This window comes from Barnesiella sp. An22 (genome assembly GCF_963931395.1).
GTDB classification, from domain to species: Bacteria; Bacteroidota; Bacteroidia; order Bacteroidales; family Barnesiellaceae; genus Barnesiella; species Barnesiella merdigallinarum.
Window position 1 is genome coordinate 1585068 of the sequence record NZ_OZ007014.1, and the last position, 17309, is coordinate 1602376.

General features: G+C 57.2%; 13 protein-coding genes. 9 read left to right on the top strand and 4 right to left on the bottom strand.

Annotated elements, in window-relative coordinates; translation table 11 throughout:
- Positions 1-12 precede the first annotated feature (12 nt).
- The 9 genes from ABGT88_RS06310 to ABGT88_RS06350 all read left to right on the top strand — a co-directional run bounded on the left by ABGT88_RS06310 (position 13) and on the right by ABGT88_RS06350 (position 11866).
- The gene (locus ABGT88_RS06310) at positions 13-1422 is read left to right on the top strand and encodes an efflux transporter outer membrane subunit (protein ID WP_087407633.1); all 1410 of its coding nucleotides are present in this window, start codon (positions 13-15) and stop codon (positions 1420-1422) included.
- A gap of 20 nt (positions 1423-1442) precedes the next feature.
- Complete coding sequence (gene lpxA, locus ABGT88_RS06315) at positions 1443-2228, top strand: acyl-ACP--UDP-N-acetylglucosamine O-acyltransferase (protein ID WP_087407632.1); 786 nt, start codon at positions 1443-1445, stop codon at positions 2226-2228.
- A gap of 277 nt (positions 2229-2505) precedes the next feature.
- The gene (locus tag ABGT88_RS06320; protein WP_300132914.1) at positions 2506-3123 is read left to right on the top strand and encodes a TetR/AcrR family transcriptional regulator; all 618 of its coding nucleotides are present in this window, start codon (positions 2506-2508) and stop codon (positions 3121-3123) included.
- Positions 3124-3189: 66 nt separating this feature from the next.
- Positions 3190-4668, top strand: coding sequence for a TolC family protein (locus ABGT88_RS06325; RefSeq protein ID WP_346701055.1), 1479 nt, complete (start codon positions 3190-3192; stop codon positions 4666-4668).
- A gap of 36 nt (positions 4669-4704) precedes the next feature.
- Positions 4705-5721: an efflux RND transporter periplasmic adaptor subunit gene (locus ABGT88_RS06330; protein ID WP_087407629.1), complete on the top strand. Its 1017-nt coding sequence runs from the start codon at positions 4705-4707 to the stop codon at positions 5719-5721.
- A gap of 53 nt (positions 5722-5774) precedes the next feature.
- Complete coding sequence (locus tag ABGT88_RS06335) at positions 5775-8903, top strand: efflux RND transporter permease subunit (RefSeq protein WP_346701057.1); 3129 nt, start codon at positions 5775-5777, stop codon at positions 8901-8903.
- Between the two features lie 80 nt (positions 8904-8983).
- Positions 8984-9277 carry a PG0541 family transporter-associated protein gene (locus ABGT88_RS06340; RefSeq protein WP_087407627.1) on the top strand — a complete coding sequence of 98 codons (294 nt, stop codon included), beginning with the start codon at positions 8984-8986 and terminating at the stop codon, positions 9275-9277.
- A gap of 175 nt (positions 9278-9452) precedes the next feature.
- A complete protein-coding gene (locus ABGT88_RS06345; RefSeq protein ID WP_346701059.1) occupies positions 9453-10976 on the top strand; it encodes a WG repeat-containing protein in 1524 nt (507 codons plus the stop codon).
- A gap of 158 nt (positions 10977-11134) precedes the next feature.
- A complete protein-coding gene (locus ABGT88_RS06350) occupies positions 11135-11866 on the top strand; it encodes a phosphatase (RefSeq protein WP_346701061.1) in 732 nt (243 codons plus the stop codon).
- Here the strand turns inward: ABGT88_RS06350 and ABGT88_RS06355 are convergent.
- Genes ABGT88_RS06355 through ABGT88_RS06370 form a run of 4 tightly spaced genes read right to left on the bottom strand, consistent with a single transcriptional unit; the run spans position 11863 to position 17295 of the window.
- Positions 11863-12636, bottom strand: coding sequence for an ABC transporter permease (locus ABGT88_RS06355; protein ID WP_087407624.1), 774 nt, complete (start codon positions 12634-12636; stop codon positions 11863-11865). The genes ABGT88_RS06350 and ABGT88_RS06355 overlap by 4 nt on opposite strands.
- Before the next feature lie 3 nt (positions 12637-12639).
- A complete protein-coding gene (locus ABGT88_RS06360) occupies positions 12640-13260 on the bottom strand; it encodes an ATP-binding cassette domain-containing protein (RefSeq protein WP_258326956.1) in 621 nt (206 codons plus the stop codon).
- Positions 13257-15371: a S9 family peptidase gene (locus tag ABGT88_RS06365; protein ID WP_346701064.1), complete on the bottom strand. Its 2115-nt coding sequence runs from the start codon at positions 15369-15371 to the stop codon at positions 13257-13259. The genes ABGT88_RS06360 and ABGT88_RS06365 overlap by 4 nt, the downstream gene beginning before the upstream one ends.
- Positions 15372-15381: 10 nt before the next feature.
- Entirely contained in the window at positions 15382-17295 is a 1914-nt protein-coding gene (locus ABGT88_RS06370) for a YgiQ family radical SAM protein (RefSeq protein ID WP_346701066.1), read from the bottom strand.
- Between the last annotated feature and the right edge of the window lie 14 nt (positions 17296-17309).

A 17309-nucleotide genomic window follows, 5' to 3' on the forward strand; every position in this document is an offset into this window, starting at 1 on the left:
AACAGAGAATATATGAAACGAATCCTTTTATATACGGTATGTGGTTTGACTATGGCTACCACCTTAAACAGTTGCCACATATACAATAAATACCATCGGCCCGACGATGTAATGGTCGAGGGTTTGTTCCGGGATACGGTCTCCGATACCGACACCCTTGCAGCCGATACGGCCAGCTTCGGCGACCTGCCGTGGGAAGAGGTCTTCACCGACCCCATCCTGCAAGACCTCATTCGCACGGGGTTGGAGAAGAACAGCGACTTGCAGTCGGCCATGCTTCAGGTCGAGGCTGCTCAGGCCAGCTTCACCGCCGCTCAACTGGCATTCCTGCCGTCGCTTAGCCTCACTCCGCAAGGCGGCGTGAGCAGCTTCGACAGCAGCAAGGGTACCTGGACCTACAATGCCCCCGTTTCGGCCAGTTGGGAGATTGACATTTTCGGCCGCCTGCTCAACTCCAAGCGCAATGCCAAGGCCATGCTGATGCAGACCGAGGCTTACAAGCAGGCCGTGCGCACGCAACTCATCGCCACCATTGCCAACGGATACTATACGTTGTTGATGCTCGACGAGCAGCTTGCCATCACCGAGGAGACCGCCAAGACCTGGCAGAAGAGCGTCGAGACCATCCGGGCCATGAAGGTAGGCGGTATGACCAACGAGGCTGCCGTAGCCCAGAGCGAGGCCAACAACTACATGATTGCTGCCTCCATCCCTACGTTGCGCCAGCAAATCCGCGAGACCGAAAACAGCCTTTCGACCCTGTTGTATCAGGCTCCGCAATCGATTAAGCGCGGCAAATTCCAGGACCAGAAGCTCCCCGAGATGTATCAGGTGGGCGTACCCGTACAGTTGCTCGCCAACCGTCCCGACGTGCGTTCGGCCGAACTTTCGCTGGCTGCAGCCTACTATTCGACCAACATTGCCCGCTCGGCCTTCTATCCCAACATCGTGATTTCGGGTTCGGCCGGTTGGACCAACTCGGCCGGTAGCGCCATTGTCAATCCGGGCAAACTGTTGCTCTCGGCTGCCGCTTCGCTGGTTCAGCCCATTTTCAACCGGGGCAGCAACATAGCCAACCTCAAAGCCGCCAAGGCTCAACAGCAGATTGCCGCCATCAACTTCCAGCAGGCCATCCTCAATGCCGGCGAAGAGGTGAGCAACGCCCTCTATCAGATACAGACGACCAAAGAGACGCTGGTCAACCGCGACTTGCAGGTAGCCTCGCTCGAGAAGGCAGTCGAGTCTACCATGTCGTTGATGACCTTGGGCACCTCGACCTACCTCGAGGTATTGACGGCCCAACAGTCGTTGCTCAACGCCCAGTTGTCGCAAGTATCCGATTCGTATCAGTGCATGGTAGCCGTCATCAATCTCTATCATGCTCTGGGCGGTGGCCGTGAGATCGAGGAAAATACAAAGTAAAAACGTAAAACTTAGATACTATGATTAGTCCGTTAGCATACGTCGATCCCAAAGCGGTGATTGGAAACAACGTAACCATACATCCCTTTGCCTATATCGACAAAGATGTTGTCATCGGTGACAACTGTGTGATATATCCATACGCCAGTATATTGGCGGGAACGGTCATGGGAAAAAACAACCGGGTCTTTCAAGGGGCTATCCTCGGTGCCGAGCCGCAAGACTTCCACTACAAGGGTGAACCCACTCGACTGACTGTCGGCAACGACAATACCATTCGCGAGTATGTCATCATCAACCGCGCTACTCATCCCGCGGGCGAGACAGTCATCGGCAACCACATCTGTATGATGAAGGGTACCCGCATCGGTCACGATTGCCGGGTCGACGACGACTGTATCCTGGGCATCGATTGCGACCTCTCGGGCGAATGCCACATCCACAGCAAAGCCATTCTGGCCGGCCGTGTGATTGTAAAGGAGAAGTGTCGTGTGGGTAGCTGGACCCTCGTCAAGAGCGGTTGCCGCACGAGCAAGGATATACCTCCCTATATCCTGGCGGCACACAACCCCATCATGTACAAGGGTATCAATGCCTTTATCCTGCGGCGTCAAGGCTTCAGCGAAGAGACCATCGAGAATATCGCGCTGGCCTACCGTCAGGTATACTCGTCGGGCACCAGCCTCGAGAATGCGATTCTGCGTATCAAGGAGGTTGTGGCTCCCAGTCCCGAAATCGATTATATCCTCAAATTCTTTGCCGAGTCCAAGATGGGCATCATTGCCACCATCGGCGAGGGCAAGTAAGGGAATAGCCGTAATGAACAAGTGTCGGTCCGGTTCGTAAGAATCGGGCCGTGCTTGTTTTAAAGCCGGCCGCTCTTCCCGATTTCGTGACCGGCCGCAGGTTCTTCGTCGTCCGAATCGAGGCGTGCCCTGGGGCAAGGTTGGGTTTGAGCGAGGGCGGGGGAATGTCGCATGCTGTTTATGATTATTAACAGAGAACGGGGATAATATGCCGCAGAAAACTTTCGGAGTTTTCAAAGTTTTCTATACATTTGCTCCGATTTTCAGTAGAGAACTTATGATGAACGAGCTGCAACTGCGCATAATCGAGCAAGCCACTCCCATGTTTTTGCACTATGGAATCAAAGCCGTCACGATGGATATGATTGCCGCAAGGCTGGGCATGTCGAAGCGCACGCTGTACGAGAATTTCAAGGAGAAGAACGAGCTGTTGCTGGCCTGTCTCGAGAAGGCCGAGGACGACCGCAACGTGCGGCTGAAAACCTACTATGCCCAACGGCAGAATGTCATCGAACTGTTGCTGAAGGTGCACGAAGATATACTCTGTTTCATGCGCAATGCCAGCCCGGCCTACTTCATCGACATGGAGCGCTATTATCCCAAGGTCTACGACCGTTACGAGCGGGAGAAGGAGATTCACAAACGGGCCATCGTCGACCTGTTGCGCGAGGGGATAGGCGAGGGGATGATACGCAGCGACTGCAACCTCGAGATTGTGGCTACGTTGCTCTCTCTGCAATTCGAGTTACTGAAAAATGCCGACCAGGTATTCAAGTCGAAATACACCTTTACCGAAATTTTCGAGACCATATTCAAAAGTTTTATCCGGGGTATCGCTACGCCCGAAGGGGTGCGCTATACCGACGAATTTTTTGCCGGTCGCGAAAACAAATGATACAGTAGAGCAGTATAGATATAGATAGTAGCATACAAATAGAAACCTTTAATAACCGAAGAAACTATGGACAGAAACAAGCTCGTGTCCCGAGTCGCAGCCCTGTTGGCTCTGTCGCTTTGGCCGGCTATCCTGCCGGCTCAAACCCAGCCGACCCAAACGCTGGTCCTCGATTTGAAGACCGCCATCGGCATCGCCCTTAACGAGAATCCTACGATTAAAGTGGCCGATATGGAGATTGAGAAGAAAGACTACTCCAAGAAAGAGACCATCGCCGGACTCTTCCCCCGCATAGACGGGTCGGCCTCGTATAGTCGCACCATCGAGAAACAGACCATGTACATGGATACCGAGGCCTTCGACATGAGCGCCATGTTTGCACCTATTTACAATACCATCGGGCAACTGCACCCCGAGTTCCAGGTGCCCCAGTTGGGCGGCGGCTCCTCTTCGTCGGGCGAGACCGGTATGAAGGTGGGCACCGACAACACCTATTCGGTGGGCCTCAGCGCTTCGCTGCCTATCATTGCCCCGCAGTTGTGGAAGAGCGTGCAACTCTCGAGTGCCGATATCGAGCAGGCCGTCGAGTCGGCCCGTTCGTCGCGGCTCAGCATGGTCAATCAGGTAGAGAAGGCCTATTACAACCTGCTGTTGGCCCAGAACTCCTACGAGGTTATCAAGATGAGCTACGACAATGCCGTGCTCAATGCCCGGGACTACAAGCACAAGTTCGAGCAGGGAACGGCTTCGGAGTACGACGTGTTGCGGGCCGATGTGCAGGTGCGCAACCTCGAGCCCACCCTGCTGCAAACCGAGAACAGCGTGAAGCTGAGCAAGCTGCAGCTGAAGGTGCTGATGGGTGTCGATATGGCTCTGGAGATTACCCCCACCGACCGGCTCGAAGATTATGAAGCCTCGATGTATGAGGCGACGATGAACATCGACACCTCGCTCGAGCAGAATACCGACCTGCGCCAGTTGGACCTCCAGACCGCCTACCTCAAGAAAGCGGTCGACGTGCAGCGCATGGCGTGGTTCCCCACGCTCTCGGCCACGGCCAACTACAACTGGATTTCGATGAGCGACGGCGGCATGTTCAGCGACTTCCGCTGGAGCCCCTATTCGTCGATAGGGCTTTCGCTTTCGCTGCCCATCTTCCAGGGTGGGGCACGCCACTTCCGCATCAAGCAGGCCAAGTCGAACGTCCTGCAACTGGGCTTGCAGCGCGACAACCTGTTGAACACCCTCTCGATGCAGGTGCAGATGTCGATGGATAATATCCAGAAGTCGGTCAAGCAGATAGCCTCGAACAAGGAGGGGGTCCGTCAGGCCGAGAAGGCATACGCCATCATGCAGAAGAGTTTCGAAATCGGGTCGGCTACCTTCATCGAACTTAACGACGCCGACCTGGCCCTCACCAATTCACGCCTCTCGTACAATCAGGCCATCTACGATTTTCTGGCTGCCAAGTCCGACCTGCAGCTGCTCCTGGGCAATGCCGACCTGGAGCAATACCGGCAACCCGACCAGAAGAGCACCAAGTAAATACACGACATCGAATAATATAAGAAACGACACGATATGAAAAAAGAGCATTTGATTGGCATGTTGGCCGCTTGTTCGGCCCTGCTGTTTGTGGCCTGTTCGGGAGAGAAGGAGAATACCGAACAAGCCGAAGAGGAAACGGTTCAACTCGTCAAGGTGGCCCGGGTCACCGAGCAGGCCGTCCCTCAGGTCGTCTCCTACACGGCCACAATCGAACCCTATAAGCGCAACCTCATCAGTTCGTCTCTGCCCAACCGCATCAAGAAAATCTATGTCGAGGTGGGCGACCACGTCAAGGCCGGGCAGAAGCTGGTCGACCTCGACCGTGCCAACCTGGCCCAGCAGAAGCTGCAGCTCGACAACCTCGAGCTCGAGTACAACCGGGTGAAAGAGCTCTTTGCCGTGGGCGGTGCCTCGCAACAACAGGTCGACCAGATGCGCACCCAGTACGAAACGGCCAAGACCTCGTATGAGAACCTCGACGAGAACACCGTGCTGGTGAGTCCCACCAACGGCGTAGTGACGGCCCGTAACTACGACAACGGCGACCTGGCCACCGGTGCCATCCTCACCGTCATGCAGATACAGCCGGTGAAGGTCGAGGTGAACATCTCGGAGAGCGACTTCACCAAGGTGAAGCTGGGTATGCCGGTCGATGTCAACGTCGAGGTCTATGGCGACGAGGTGTTCAAGGGCAAGGTATCGCTCATTCACCCCACCATCGACCCGGCCACCCGCACCTTTGTGACCGAAATCAATATCCCCAATGGCGACAACCGCATCCGTCCGGGCATGTTTGCCCGCGTCAATATCGACTTTGGCAACGTAAACCGCGTGGTGGTGCCCGACCAGGCAGTCGTGAAGCGTTCGGGTTCGGGCGACCGCTTTGTCTATGTCTATAAAGACGGCAAGGTTTCCTTCAACCAGGTGCAGCTGGGCCGCCACATGGATACGAGCTACGAGCTCATCTCGGGCGTCGAGAACGGTTCCGAGGTGGTGATTGCCGGCCAGTCGCGCCTGAAGGACGGCGTCCCCGTGAAAGTGGTCGAATAACCGTGCAGCCTTTTGTCCAATTCCAAAACATTCACCCTTAAAGAAAAATTTCTATGAGTCTATACGAAGGTTCGGTAAAGAAACCCATCATGACCTCGCTCTGTTTCGTAGCGGTGGTTATCCTGGGTATCTTTTCCTACACCAAACTGCCTATCGACCTCTATCCCGACATCGAGACCAATATGATTATGGTGATGACGGCCTATCCCGGTGCCAGTGCCGCCGATGTCGAGAACAACGTGACCCGACCCCTCGAGAATGCCCTCAACGCCGTGAGCGACCTGAAGCACATCACCTCGGAGTCGAAAGAGAACATGTCGCTCATCACCCTCGAGTTTGAGTATGGCGAAGACATCGACGTGCTCACCAACGATGTGCGCGACAAGCTCGATATGGTCAAGTCGGAGCTCCCGGATGATTCGGAGAACCCCATCATCTTCAAGTTCAGCTCCGACATGATTCCTATCGTTATCCTCTCGGTGCAGGCCAACGAGAGCATGCCGGCCCTCTACAAGATACTCGACGACAACGTGGCCAGCCCGCTGGCCCGTATCAGCGGTGTAGGTTCGGTGTCGATCAGCGGTGCGCCCGAGCGCGAGATACAGATTTATGTCGACCCCGTGAAGCTCGAGGCCTACAACCTCAGCATCGAGACCATCGCCTCGGTCATCGGGGCCGAGAACCGCAACGTGCCCGGCGGTACGTTTGACGTGGGTTCCGACACCTATTCGCTGCGGGTACAGGGCGAGTTCAACGACGCCTCGCAGATGAACGACATTGTCGTGGGCAACTACGGCGGCAAGTCCATCTACCTGCGCGATGTAGCCGTGGTGCACGACTCGGTCGAGGAGCGTGCCCAGGAGACCTATAACAACGGTGTGCAAGGGGCCATGATTGTGATTCAGAAACAGTCGGGTGCCAACTCGGTCGAAATCTCCAACGAGGTGATGAAGGCCTTGCCCCGCTTGCAGAAGAATCTGCCCAGCGACGTGAAACTGGGGGTAATCATCGATACCTCCGACAACATACGCAACACCATCGATACCCTGTTCGAGACCGTGTTGCTGGCTCTGCTTTTCGTTTCGATAGTCGTCTTCTTCTTCCTGGGACGCTGGCGGGCCACCATCATCATCGTGATTACGATACCTATCTCGCTGGTTGCCTCGTTCATCTACCTGGCGGCCACGGGCAACTCGCTCAACATCATCTCGCTCTCGTCGCTCTCCATCGCCATCGGTATGGTGGTCGACGATGCCATCGTGGTGCTCGAGAACGTGACCAACCACATCGAGCGGGGCAGCTACCCCCGGCAGGCGGCCGTGCACGGTACCAACGAGGTGGGCCTTTCGGTGGTAGCCTCTACGCTCACCCTTATCGCCGTGTTCTTCCCCCTCACGCTGGTTTCGGGCATGTCGGGCGTACTCTTCAAGCAGTTGGGTTGGATGGTTACCATCATCATGGTCATCTCTATCGTGTGTGCCCTCTCGCTTACCCCCATGCTTTGCTCGCGCCTGCTGAAGCTGCAACCCAAGCAATCGCGCGTATTCAAGCTGCTCTACGGACCTATCGAGAAGGGGCTCGATGCCTTCGACAACGGTTACGCCCGTCTGTTGCACTGGGCCGTAGGCCACCGCACCATTGTCATCGTGGGCTGTATGTCGTTCTTTGTGCTCAGCCTCGTGCTGGTACGCTTCGTAGGTAACGAGTTCATGCCTACCCAGGACAATGCCCGTATCGGGGTCACCGTCGAGATGCCCATCGGTACCCGCACCGAAATCTCGAAAGATGTGGCCATGCGCCTCTACAAACAGTGGATGGAGCAATACCCCGAAATCGTGATGTGCAACTTTACGGTAGGGCAGGCCAGCACCGACAACGTCTACGCCTCGATGTCCGACAACGGCTCGCACATCATTACCTATAACATCAGTCTCACCGACCCCGACAAGCGCAAACGCACCCTGTCGGAGATTTGCGACCTCATGCGTAAGGACCTGGCCGGATACCCCGAAATCAAGAAGTCGCAGGTGAACCTGGGTGGCGGTATGTCGGTGATGGGTGGTGAAACGACCATCGACTACGAAATCTATGGCTACTCCTTTGCCGAGACCGACAGCGTAGCGGCCCAACTCTCGGCCCTGCTGCGCGAAATCAAGGGCGTGAGCGAGGTGCGTATCAGTCGTGGCGACTACCAGCCCGAATATCAGGTCGACTTCGACCGCGAGAAGCTGGCCCTCAACGGCCTCAACCTCACCACGGCGGCTACCTACCTGCGCAACCGCATCAACGGTGCCACCGCCTCGCAATTCCGCGAGGAGGGCGAGGAGTACGACATCAAGGTGATGTATGCTCCCGAATACCGCACCTCGATCGAGGATATTGAAAACATCATGGTCTACAACGCCCAGGGCAAAGGGGTGCGCATCAAGGAGCTGGGCACCGTGGTCGAGCGGTTCTCGCCGCCTACCATCGAGCGTAAGGACCGCGAGCGTATCAACACCGTATCGGCTATCCTCTCGGGGGCAGCCATGAGCGACGTGGTGGCCGAGGCCCAGAAGAAGATCGACCAGATGTCGATACCCTCGGGCATCTCGATTCAGCTTTCGGGTTCGTATGAAGACCAGCAGGATTCGTTCGGCGACCTGTTCACGCTCATGTACCTCATCGTCATACTCGTGTTCATCGTGATGGCGGCCCAGTTCGAGTCGTTGACCTACCCGTTCATCATCATGTTCTCGTTGCCCTTCGCCTTCTCGGGTGTATTCCTGGCGCTGTGGCTCTCGGGCAATACCCTCAATGTGATGTCGCTCATCGGTGCCATCATGCTTATCGGTATCGTGGTGAAGAACGGTATCGTGCTCATCGACTACATCTCGCTGAACCGCGAGCGGGGCATGGGCATCCGCGAGGCCGTGGTCAAGGGCGGTCACTCCCGTCTGCGCCCGGTAATCATGACGACCCTTACCACCATCTTGGGTATGGTGCCCATGGCCATCGGTACCGGTCAGGGTTCCGAGATGTGGCGACCCATGGGTACGGCGGTAATCGGCGGCCTCACGGTCTCGACCATCCTCACCCTTATCCTCATTCCCGTGCTCTACTGTGTATTCGCTTCGGTGGGTGTGAAACGCCGTCGTCGGAAACACCACGAGCGCTTGGCGGCCAGTAACTCCAATTCATAAATATTACGTTCGGTTCCCTATCTCTCAACGATTAAAAAAGGGGAAATAGGGACCGGACTCTAAAACCAACACCATCGGATATGAAATCGGTATTTATCACTTTCGACCAGGCACACTATGCCCAGATTCTCGAGACCCTCGACAAGCTGTCGTGCCGGGGATATTCCTACTTCGAGCAGATGCGGGGCCGCGGCTCCAAGACCGGCGAGCCTCACTATGGCAGCCACGCGTGGCCCTCGATGTGTTCGGCCATCATCACCATGGTCGACGATGCCAAGGTAGAGCCGCTGCTGAAGCGGCTGCGGCAGATGGACGAGGCGGCCCCCCAGTTGGGTTTGCGGGCCTTCGTCTGGACCATCGAGCAGTCTGTCTGACGGCTCTCTGCCTTGTCCCGTTATAAACATCAGGGGCTGTGTCGATTCGTTCGATGCAGCCCCTGATGGTATCGAGCCGCACAGAAAAACGGGCCGGCCGTTAATTTGTCGGGCGATACCCTTCTCTCATTCGGGCAATTTGTCTATTTTTGTAGAACATAAAAAATTGAGGACTATGAAACATGCGACTGTTTGGACCCGACTTCTGCTTGGTTCGGTGACCCTCCTGCTGCTTCTGCCGGCCTGTGGCGGAGGTGAAAAGAAACAGGAAAAGATAGAGATTACCCCCTATATTCTCAACCTGCATTTGAAGTATTCGTTCATCGACAATTTCGAGGATGGCCTGGCCCGGGTGATGATGAAGATCAAGACCGAGTCGGGGCGCGAGACGGGAGTCTTCGGCTGTATCGACGAGAAGGGGCACGAGGTGATACCCTGTATCTACGAGTCGGTATATATGGAGCCCGGTGGTGTGTTGGTTTCCCCGAAAGAGGGGGACAACAAGCTCTTTGTCTATCGCGACGGTACGCTGCAGGAGTTCCCGGTGCCCGACGGTCTCGAGCCGCAGGGAGGCTTCTACGATGGCCGGGCGAGAGTGCATGACGAGGATTTCAACTATGGCTATATCGATACCGGGGGGAATCTGGTGGTGCCCTGCCGCTACAATTCTGCCGATGATTTCAGCGAAGGATTGGCCGTGGTCGAGCAGAACTGGAGAAAAGGCTATATCGATGTCGACGGCAACGAGGTGACCCCTCTGATTTACTGTAATGCGATGGAGTTCTACAACGGCCTGGGCTGTGTGCAGAACGAAGAGGGTCTCTATGGCTATGTCGATGCGACGGGGCGCGAGGTGATACCCTGCCAGTTCGAATCGGCCGACTTCTTTTACGGCGATGTGGCTCCCGTATGTCTCGATGGGAGCTATGGACTCATCGACAAGACGGGCAGGTTTGTCTCGGCCACGCGATACAAGTCGATGGGCGTTTGTACCTCCAATCTGTTCTATTATGGCGAAGACGGCCTTTATGGTTTTGTCGATGCCCGGCAGAACGTGCTGACTCCGGCCCGATACAACAAAATAGATATTTGTCGGGAGGGGATGGTAGCTGTGGCCCAGCAGGGTAAATATGGTTTCGTAAACGAGAAGGGCGAGGAGGTAATCCCCTGCATATACAGCCGGGTGAACTGGTTCGACCAGGGCTTTGCCCGGGTAGCCCGCAACGGTCGGGTAGGGTATATCGACAAGACGGGGCGCGAAATCTTCCTGCTCCCCTCGAACCGCTTCTCGAGTGCCTCTCGCTCGGGCTTCGGGGTATTCTGTTTCGAGAGCGGGGGCGAACTCTTCATCTTCGACGAAGAGGGCAACCGGCTCGACAGCAACGGACTCGAGACTCCGGATGCGGCTTCGGCTTCGGCTTCGGCCGGAAGCGACGCCTCGGCCGGCAGCAGTGCCGCGGGCGGTTCGGGTGTAGTGGTGGTGCCCTCTGTCTCGGCACCGGCCTCGACCGGCAGCAGCCAGAGCGACCCTGTCCGCCGGGTCGAGTGGGAGATTCGCCGCAACCGGGCTATCGAGGAGCTGGCCCGCCTGCAGGTGAAACTTATCGAAGACCCCAATTCGGCATATATCAAACACAACATACAGACACAGCAAAACATCATCAACACCTGCAACGAGATGATTGCCATCTACCAGTAACGGCCAGGGCTTTTCTATTCTGTGTCGGGATGAAAGGATTTCGGCGGCCTCCTTGCCTTTGACCGGCAAGAGAGGCTGCGTCACAAATTTTCGGGCAAGTGGGGCCGAGGGTTGATGGCTTTCTCGTATCTTTGCAGAACGATTAAACAGGATTTGCTATGAATATTCTTCTCGATGTACACACCCACACGATAGCCAGCGGGCATGCCTTCAGCACCTTGCAGGAGATGGTACAGGCCGCGGCCGACAAGGGTTTGCAGATATTGGGTATTACCGAACATACGGGGGGAATCCCCGGTACTTGCTCCGACATCTATTTCCGCAACCTGCCGGTAGTGCCTCGCCGGATGTATGGCGTGGAGTTGCTGTTGGGTGCCGAAATCAATATTGTCGATTATGCAGGGCGGCTCGATTTGGAAGAGAAGTATTTCCGATTCCTCGACCTGCGCATAGCCGGGTTGCACTCGCTATGTTACCGACCGGGCGACATCGACCAGAATACGGCCGCCGTGCTGGGGGCTATCTGTAACCCGCATATCGACATCATCAGCCATCCGGGCGACGGCACGGCCGAGTTGTATTTCGAGCCGCTGGTGCTGGCTGCCAAGGAGAACGGCGTGTTGCTCGAGATCAACAACAGTTCGCTCAATCCCTACCGCCACAAAGAGAAGGCGATGGCCAACAACCTCGAGATTCTGCGCCTGTGCAAGCGCTACGGGCAGCCGGTCATTCTGGGGAGCGACGCCCACATCTCCTTCTCGATAGCCGATTACCACTGGCTCTATCCGCTTCTGGCCGCCATCGAGTTCCCCGAGGAGCTCATCCTCAACGACAAGCCCGACGCCTTCAAGGCCCGGCTGAAACGGAACCGCGAGGATACGGCGCTTTAGAATCGCTTCATGCCGTAACGGTCGAAGGTCTTGCGCCGCGAAATCCACAGCGTGAGCAGTACCGATATGAGCGACGAGGCGAAGATGGTAATCATCAGCATAATCTGATATTTGATGGCCACGCTGGGGCTGCTGCCGCCCAGTATCTGACCCGTCATGGTGCCGGGCAGGGCGATGAGTCCCATGACCGCCATCGAGGCGATGGTGGGGTTGAACGACTTGATGAGGGCCTCGCGCATGAAGGGGGCGAGTGCCTCACCGGGCGTGGCACCGTTGCCCAGCAGGTAGAGGTAGAGTTGCCGCTCGCGGTTGAGCGAGCCGTAGAACGAGTTGAGAGCTATGACGTTGGCCGATAGCATGTTGCCCAGTATCATGCCGCTGATGGGTATGAAGTAGCGGGCCGTGAAAATCTTTTCGGGCCGAACCACCAGCCCCAGAAAGTAGAGGTCGATGATGAGCAGCGACACGAGGAAGGCCACCGCCACGGCCATGAAGAGCATCTTTTGCGGCAGCTTGGTGCGCTTCAGCACCGTCGACGAGGCGATGACAATCATCAATACCACCCACAGCAGGTTTATCCACAGGTTGTCCCACAGGAACAGGTACTCGAGGTAAAACCCGATGAAGAAGAGTTGCACCGTCATGCGCAGGGCGGCCCAAAGGGTATCTTTCACCAGGCCGGTGCGGTAGCGGTAGAGAAAGTAGGTGGGGATAATCAGCAGCAGAAATCCCAGCACCATGTGGCCGTAGCCAATGTTTATCGTTTCCATGAATCAATCTCCGATATAGATTTTACGGTCGAACGAGTCGATGAATCGGGCGTCGTGCGAAACCATCAGTACGGTGGCCTCGTGCAGCGAGTGGATGTAGTCGATGACCCGGGCGATGGAGTCGGGGTCGAGGGCCGAGGTTGGCTCGTCGAGCAGCACAATATCTTTCTGCAGCAAGGCGGCAATCATGAGCATGATGCGTTGCCGCTGGCCGCCCGAAATCTCGATCGACCGCTTGTCGTACAGTTCGTGTTCCAGCCCCAGCCGGTCGAAGTGTTCCAGAACCGTTTCGCGCGAAGGCTTCAGAGCCTGGTTTATCCGCAGCCTGAAGGGGGCTTCGATCAGTTCTTGTATCGTGTCGTAGGGGAGGGTAAACTCCTGGGGCAACCAGGCGGTGCGCCGCCGTACCTGTTGCACGGTGGTGGCGTCGAGTGTGCGGCCGTCGATGCGGATGCTCCCCTCGTCGGGCAAGACAAAGCCGGGTACCGAAGCAAGAAGGGTGCTTTTACCGTGCCCCGAAGGGCCGTAAAGCACCGCTTTCTCGCCCCGGGCGATGCAACACGTGAAGTGTTGCATCAAGGGCTTGTTGTCATAAATAAAGGTGAGATTGTCAAACTCGATCATTTCGCCGGTTCCGGATTCTCGGTTTGTGTTTGAGGTTTCAGCCAGCGGTCGAGCCAGCGGAAGAAGATCCGTTGCCACAGCACGCCGTTCTGCGGTTTCAGAATCCAGTGGTTCTCGTCGGGGAAGATGAGCATCTCGGCCGGTACGCCGCGCAGTTTGGCGGCATTGAAGGCCGACATGCCTTGCGAGGCGAGGATGCGGAAGTCATATTCGCCGTGAGTGATGAGGATAGGCGTATCCCATTGGTCTACGAATTTGTGGGGCGAAGTGGCAAACGTGCGTTGAGCCGTAGCGTTCTTCTTGTCCCAGGGTGCGCCGCCCATATCCCAGTTGGCAAACCACATCTCTTCGGTCTCGACATACTGTTGCTCGAGGTTGTAGATACCGGCGTGGGCGATGAAGGCCTTGAACCGTTTCTGGTGATGGCCGGCCAGCCAGTATACCGAGAAGCCGCCGTAGCTGGCACCCACGGCACCCATGTGGTCGCCGTCGACATAGGGCTCTTTCTTCATCTCGTCGGTAGCGCTGAAGTAGTCCTTCATGTTCTGACCGCCGTAGTCGCCGCTGATCTGTTCGAGCCACTCCTGGCCGAAACCGTAGAGACCGCGGCGGTTGGGGGCGATGACGATGTAGCCGTTGGCCGCCATCAGTTGCAGGTTCCAACGATACGACCAGAACTGGCTGACGGGTTGCTGCGGGCCACCCTGGCAGTAGAGAATGGCGGGGTATTTCTTCGAGGGGTCGAAGTGGGGCGGATAGACAATCCAGGTGAGCATCTTCTTGTTGTCGGTGGTCGTGATCCAACGCTCCTCGACCTTGCCCATGGTGAGCTGGTCGAGTATCTCCTTGTTTTCGAACGAGAGCTCTTTCACCTCTTTGCTCTGGGGGTTGACGCTGTAAATCTCGTCGGGTTGCGACAGCGAGTGACGCATGGCGATGAGGCAGCTCTCGCTCACGGGAGCCAGCGAGGCGTAGTCGTAGTAGCCGGTCGTAATCTGCTCGATTTTCTTGTCGAGGCCCACGCGGAAGATGTGAATCTTGCCCTGGTAGGCCGAGCGGATAAAGAGCGACTGTCCGTCGGGAGCCCAGGCCAGTTCGTCGGTGCTGTAGTCGAAGTCGGCTGTGAGGTCTTGTTTCTCGCCGGTAGCCATGTTCATGATGAAGAGGCGGTTCTTGTCCGACTCGTAGCCGTCACGCTCCATGCTGCCCCAAGCCAGGTATTTGCCGTCGGGCGAGAAGGTCGGCGTGGTGTCGTAGCCCATCATGCCCTCGGTGAGGTTGCGGGTCTGCTTGGTAGCCAGGTCGTAGAGGTAGATGTCGGAGTTGGTCGAGATGGAGTACTCCAGACCGGTCTTCTTGCGGCTGGTGTAGGCCACGGCCTTGCTGTCGGGAGTCCAGGCAAACGACTCGATGCCGCCGAAGGGTTTCATGGGCGACTCGTAGGGCTCGCCCTCCATGATGTCGGTGATGCCCGAAAGCTCCTTACCGTCGAACGAGGCGATGTAGGGGTGCGGAATCTCCTCGACCCACTCGTCCCAGTGTTTGTACATGAGGTCGTCGATCACGCGGCCGGTAGCCTTGTCGAGGTCGGGGTAGATGTCCGAGGCCTTCTGGCTGTACTTCACGTTGCCGATGAAGAGGATCTGTTTCTCGTCGGGCGAGAAGAGGAAGCCGTTGATGCCCTTCTCGTGGTGGCTTATCTGCCGGGCGTTGCTGCCGTCGGCCTCCATGATCCACAGTTGCGAGTCGCCGCTTTTGCCCGAGAGGTAGGCAATCTGTTTGCCGCCGTTAATCCACACGGCGTTGCCCTCCGACTCGGGGGTACAGGTAATCTGTTTCTTGTTCTGTCCGTCGATGTCCATCACGAAGAGCTCGCGGTTGCTCTTGTTCTGCTTCACATCTTCGTAGGTAACCCCGAAGAGGATTTTGCTCTTGTCGGGCGAAACCACAGGGTCGCTCACCCGGCCAAAGGCCATGAGCACCTCGGTAGTCAGGATGCCGTTTTCGACTTTCACGGGCTGCTTGCCGATAATGTCACCGGTCTTCCCGGCTGGCTGACAGGCTGTTACTAATAATGCTCCTGCCATCATCATACAATTTAGTTTGTTCATAAATAAAGGTTTATAGATTGTTTTTGTTCGGTTTCCCTTTCTGTCGCCGGGGCGGCTTGTTCTCGCCCACGAGGTGGGCCGGTTTGCGCCACGGCGTGTTGCCGTAGAGTTTCTCGAGCAGGTCGTTGCGGTGCATGCGCCTGAGCGAGTTCTGTATGTCGTTGCGCTTCTCGGGCAGATACCAGAAGAAGTATTTCCGCTGGTTCAGTTTCTCCTCGGGCTTGCGGGCGGTGTAGACCTTCTCGCCCGTGTAGGGGTGTATGCCGGTGTAGTAAATCTCGGTCGAGAGGGTCATGGGGGTAGGGGTGAAGTCCTGTACCTGTTCCAGCTTGAAGTTCATGTGCTTGGTCAGGGCTGCCAGTTCGGCCATCTCCTCCTCGGTGCACCCGGGGTGGCTCGAGATGAAGTAGGGGATAATCTGCTGGTTGAGCCCCTGCTCGCGGTCTATGCGGTCGAAGGTGCGCTTGAACTGCTCGAAGAGCGAGAACGAGGGCTTGCGCATGATGGCCAGCACGCGGTCCGAGGTGTGCTCGGGAGCCACCTTCAGCCGGCCCGAGACGTGGCGGGCAATCAGCTCCTCGGTGTAGCGGCGGGTGCTGCGGTTCAGCGCGTCGTCTTTGTGGCGGTGCAACAGCAGGTCGTAGCGCACGCCGCTGCCGATGAACGACTTCTTGATACCCGGCAGGGCATCGACGGCGTGGTAGATGTCGAGCAGGTCGCTGTGGTCGGCGTTGAGGTTGGGGCATATCTGGGGGGCCAGGCACGAGGGGCGTTTGCACTTGTGGCACAGCTCCAGGTTCTGGCCGTGCATGCGGTACATGTTGGCCGAGGGGCCGCCCAGGTCGCTCAGGTAGCCCTTGAAGTCGGGCATCGCGATAATCTGCTTCACCTCCTTGAGAATCGACTCCTTGGAACGCGAGGCGATGAATTTGCCCTGATGGGCCGAGATGGTGCAGAAGGCGCACCCGCCGAAACAGCCCCGGTGCAGATTGACCGAAAACTTGATCATCTCGTAGGCCGGTATCGTCTTCCCCTTGTAGCGGGGGTGAGGCATGCGGGTGTAGGGCAGGTCGAACGAGGCGTCGATTTCGGCCTCGGTCATGGGCGGGTAGGGCGGATTGACCACGATTACCCGCTCGCCCACGCGCTGCCACAGTCGCTTGGCGTGGTACTTGTTCGACTCCTCCTCGATGTGGCGGAAGTTCTCGGCCTGCTTGCGCTTGTGTTGCAGACACTCCTCGTGCGAAGCCAGCACGATGTTGTGCTCGTCCTCGACTGTCGAGGGGGTATTGGCGCCCGGCTGTATGGTGGCCGTCTGCGGTATGTCGGTGAGGCGGTCGATGGTCTCGCCCTGTTGCAGCCGGCGGGCAATCTCGACGATGGGCCGCTCGCCCATGCCGTAGATGAGCAGGTCGGCGGGACACTCGGCCAGAATGCCCGGCAGCAGTTTGTCCTGCCAGTAGTCGTAGTGGGTGAGGCGTCGCATCGAAGCCTCGATGCCGCCGATGATGACCGGCGTGTCGGGGAATAGCTCCTTGAGTATGCGGCTGTAGACCACGGTGGGGTAGTCGGGGCGCATGCCGTGCCGCCCGTTGGGGGTGTAGGCATCGTCGCTGCGCAGACGCTTGTTGGCCGTGTAGTGGTTCACCATCGAGTCCATGGCTCCGGCCGAGATGCCGAAGAAGAGCCGGGGCGTGCCCAGCTTCTTGAAATCGCGCAGGTCGTCCTGCCAGTTGGGCTGGGGCACGATGGCCACCCGCAGCCCCTCGGCCTCGAGTATGCGCCCGATGACGGCAGCCCCGAACGAGGGGTGGTCGACATAGGCATCGCCCGAGAAGAGAATCACGTCGACATAATCCCAGCCTCGCATCTCCAGCTCTTTGCGGGTCGTGGGCAACCAGTCTTGCAATCGGTATTCTTTCATCACTTTCGTAGCGG

Bases quoted from the DNA above. Each gene is read 5' to 3' on its own strand.
- ABGT88_RS06310 (WP_087407633.1), top strand. From the start codon at position 13: ATGAAACGAATCCTTTTATATACGGTATGTGGTTTGACTATGGCTACC.
- lpxA (WP_087407632.1), top strand. From the start codon at position 1,443: ATGATTAGTCCGTTAGCATACGTCGATCCCAAAGCGGTGATTGGAAAC.
- ABGT88_RS06320 (WP_300132914.1), top strand. From the start codon at position 2,506: ATGATGAACGAGCTGCAACTGCGCATAATCGAGCAAGCCACTCCCATG.
- ABGT88_RS06325 (WP_346701055.1), top strand. From the start codon at position 3,190: ATGGACAGAAACAAGCTCGTGTCCCGAGTCGCAGCCCTGTTGGCTCTG.
- ABGT88_RS06330 (WP_087407629.1), top strand. From the start codon at position 4,705: ATGAAAAAAGAGCATTTGATTGGCATGTTGGCCGCTTGTTCGGCCCTG.
- ABGT88_RS06335 (WP_346701057.1), top strand. From the start codon at position 5,775: ATGAGTCTATACGAAGGTTCGGTAAAGAAACCCATCATGACCTCGCTC.
- ABGT88_RS06340 (WP_087407627.1), top strand. From the start codon at position 8,984: ATGAAATCGGTATTTATCACTTTCGACCAGGCACACTATGCCCAGATT.
- ABGT88_RS06345 (WP_346701059.1), top strand. From the start codon at position 9,453: ATGAAACATGCGACTGTTTGGACCCGACTTCTGCTTGGTTCGGTGACC.
- ABGT88_RS06350 (WP_346701061.1), top strand. From the start codon at position 11,135: ATGAATATTCTTCTCGATGTACACACCCACACGATAGCCAGCGGGCAT.
- ABGT88_RS06355 (WP_087407624.1), bottom strand. From the start codon at position 12,636: ATGGAAACGATAAACATTGGCTACGGCCACATGGTGCTGGGATTTCTG.
- ABGT88_RS06360 (WP_258326956.1), bottom strand. From the start codon at position 13,260: ATGATCGAGTTTGACAATCTCACCTTTATTTATGACAACAAGCCCTTG.
- ABGT88_RS06365 (WP_346701064.1), bottom strand. From the start codon at position 15,371: ATGAACAAACTAAATTGTATGATGATGGCAGGAGCATTATTAGTAACA.
- ABGT88_RS06370 (WP_346701066.1), bottom strand. From the start codon at position 17,295: ATGAAAGAATACCGATTGCAAGACTGGTTGCCCACGACCCGCAAAGAG.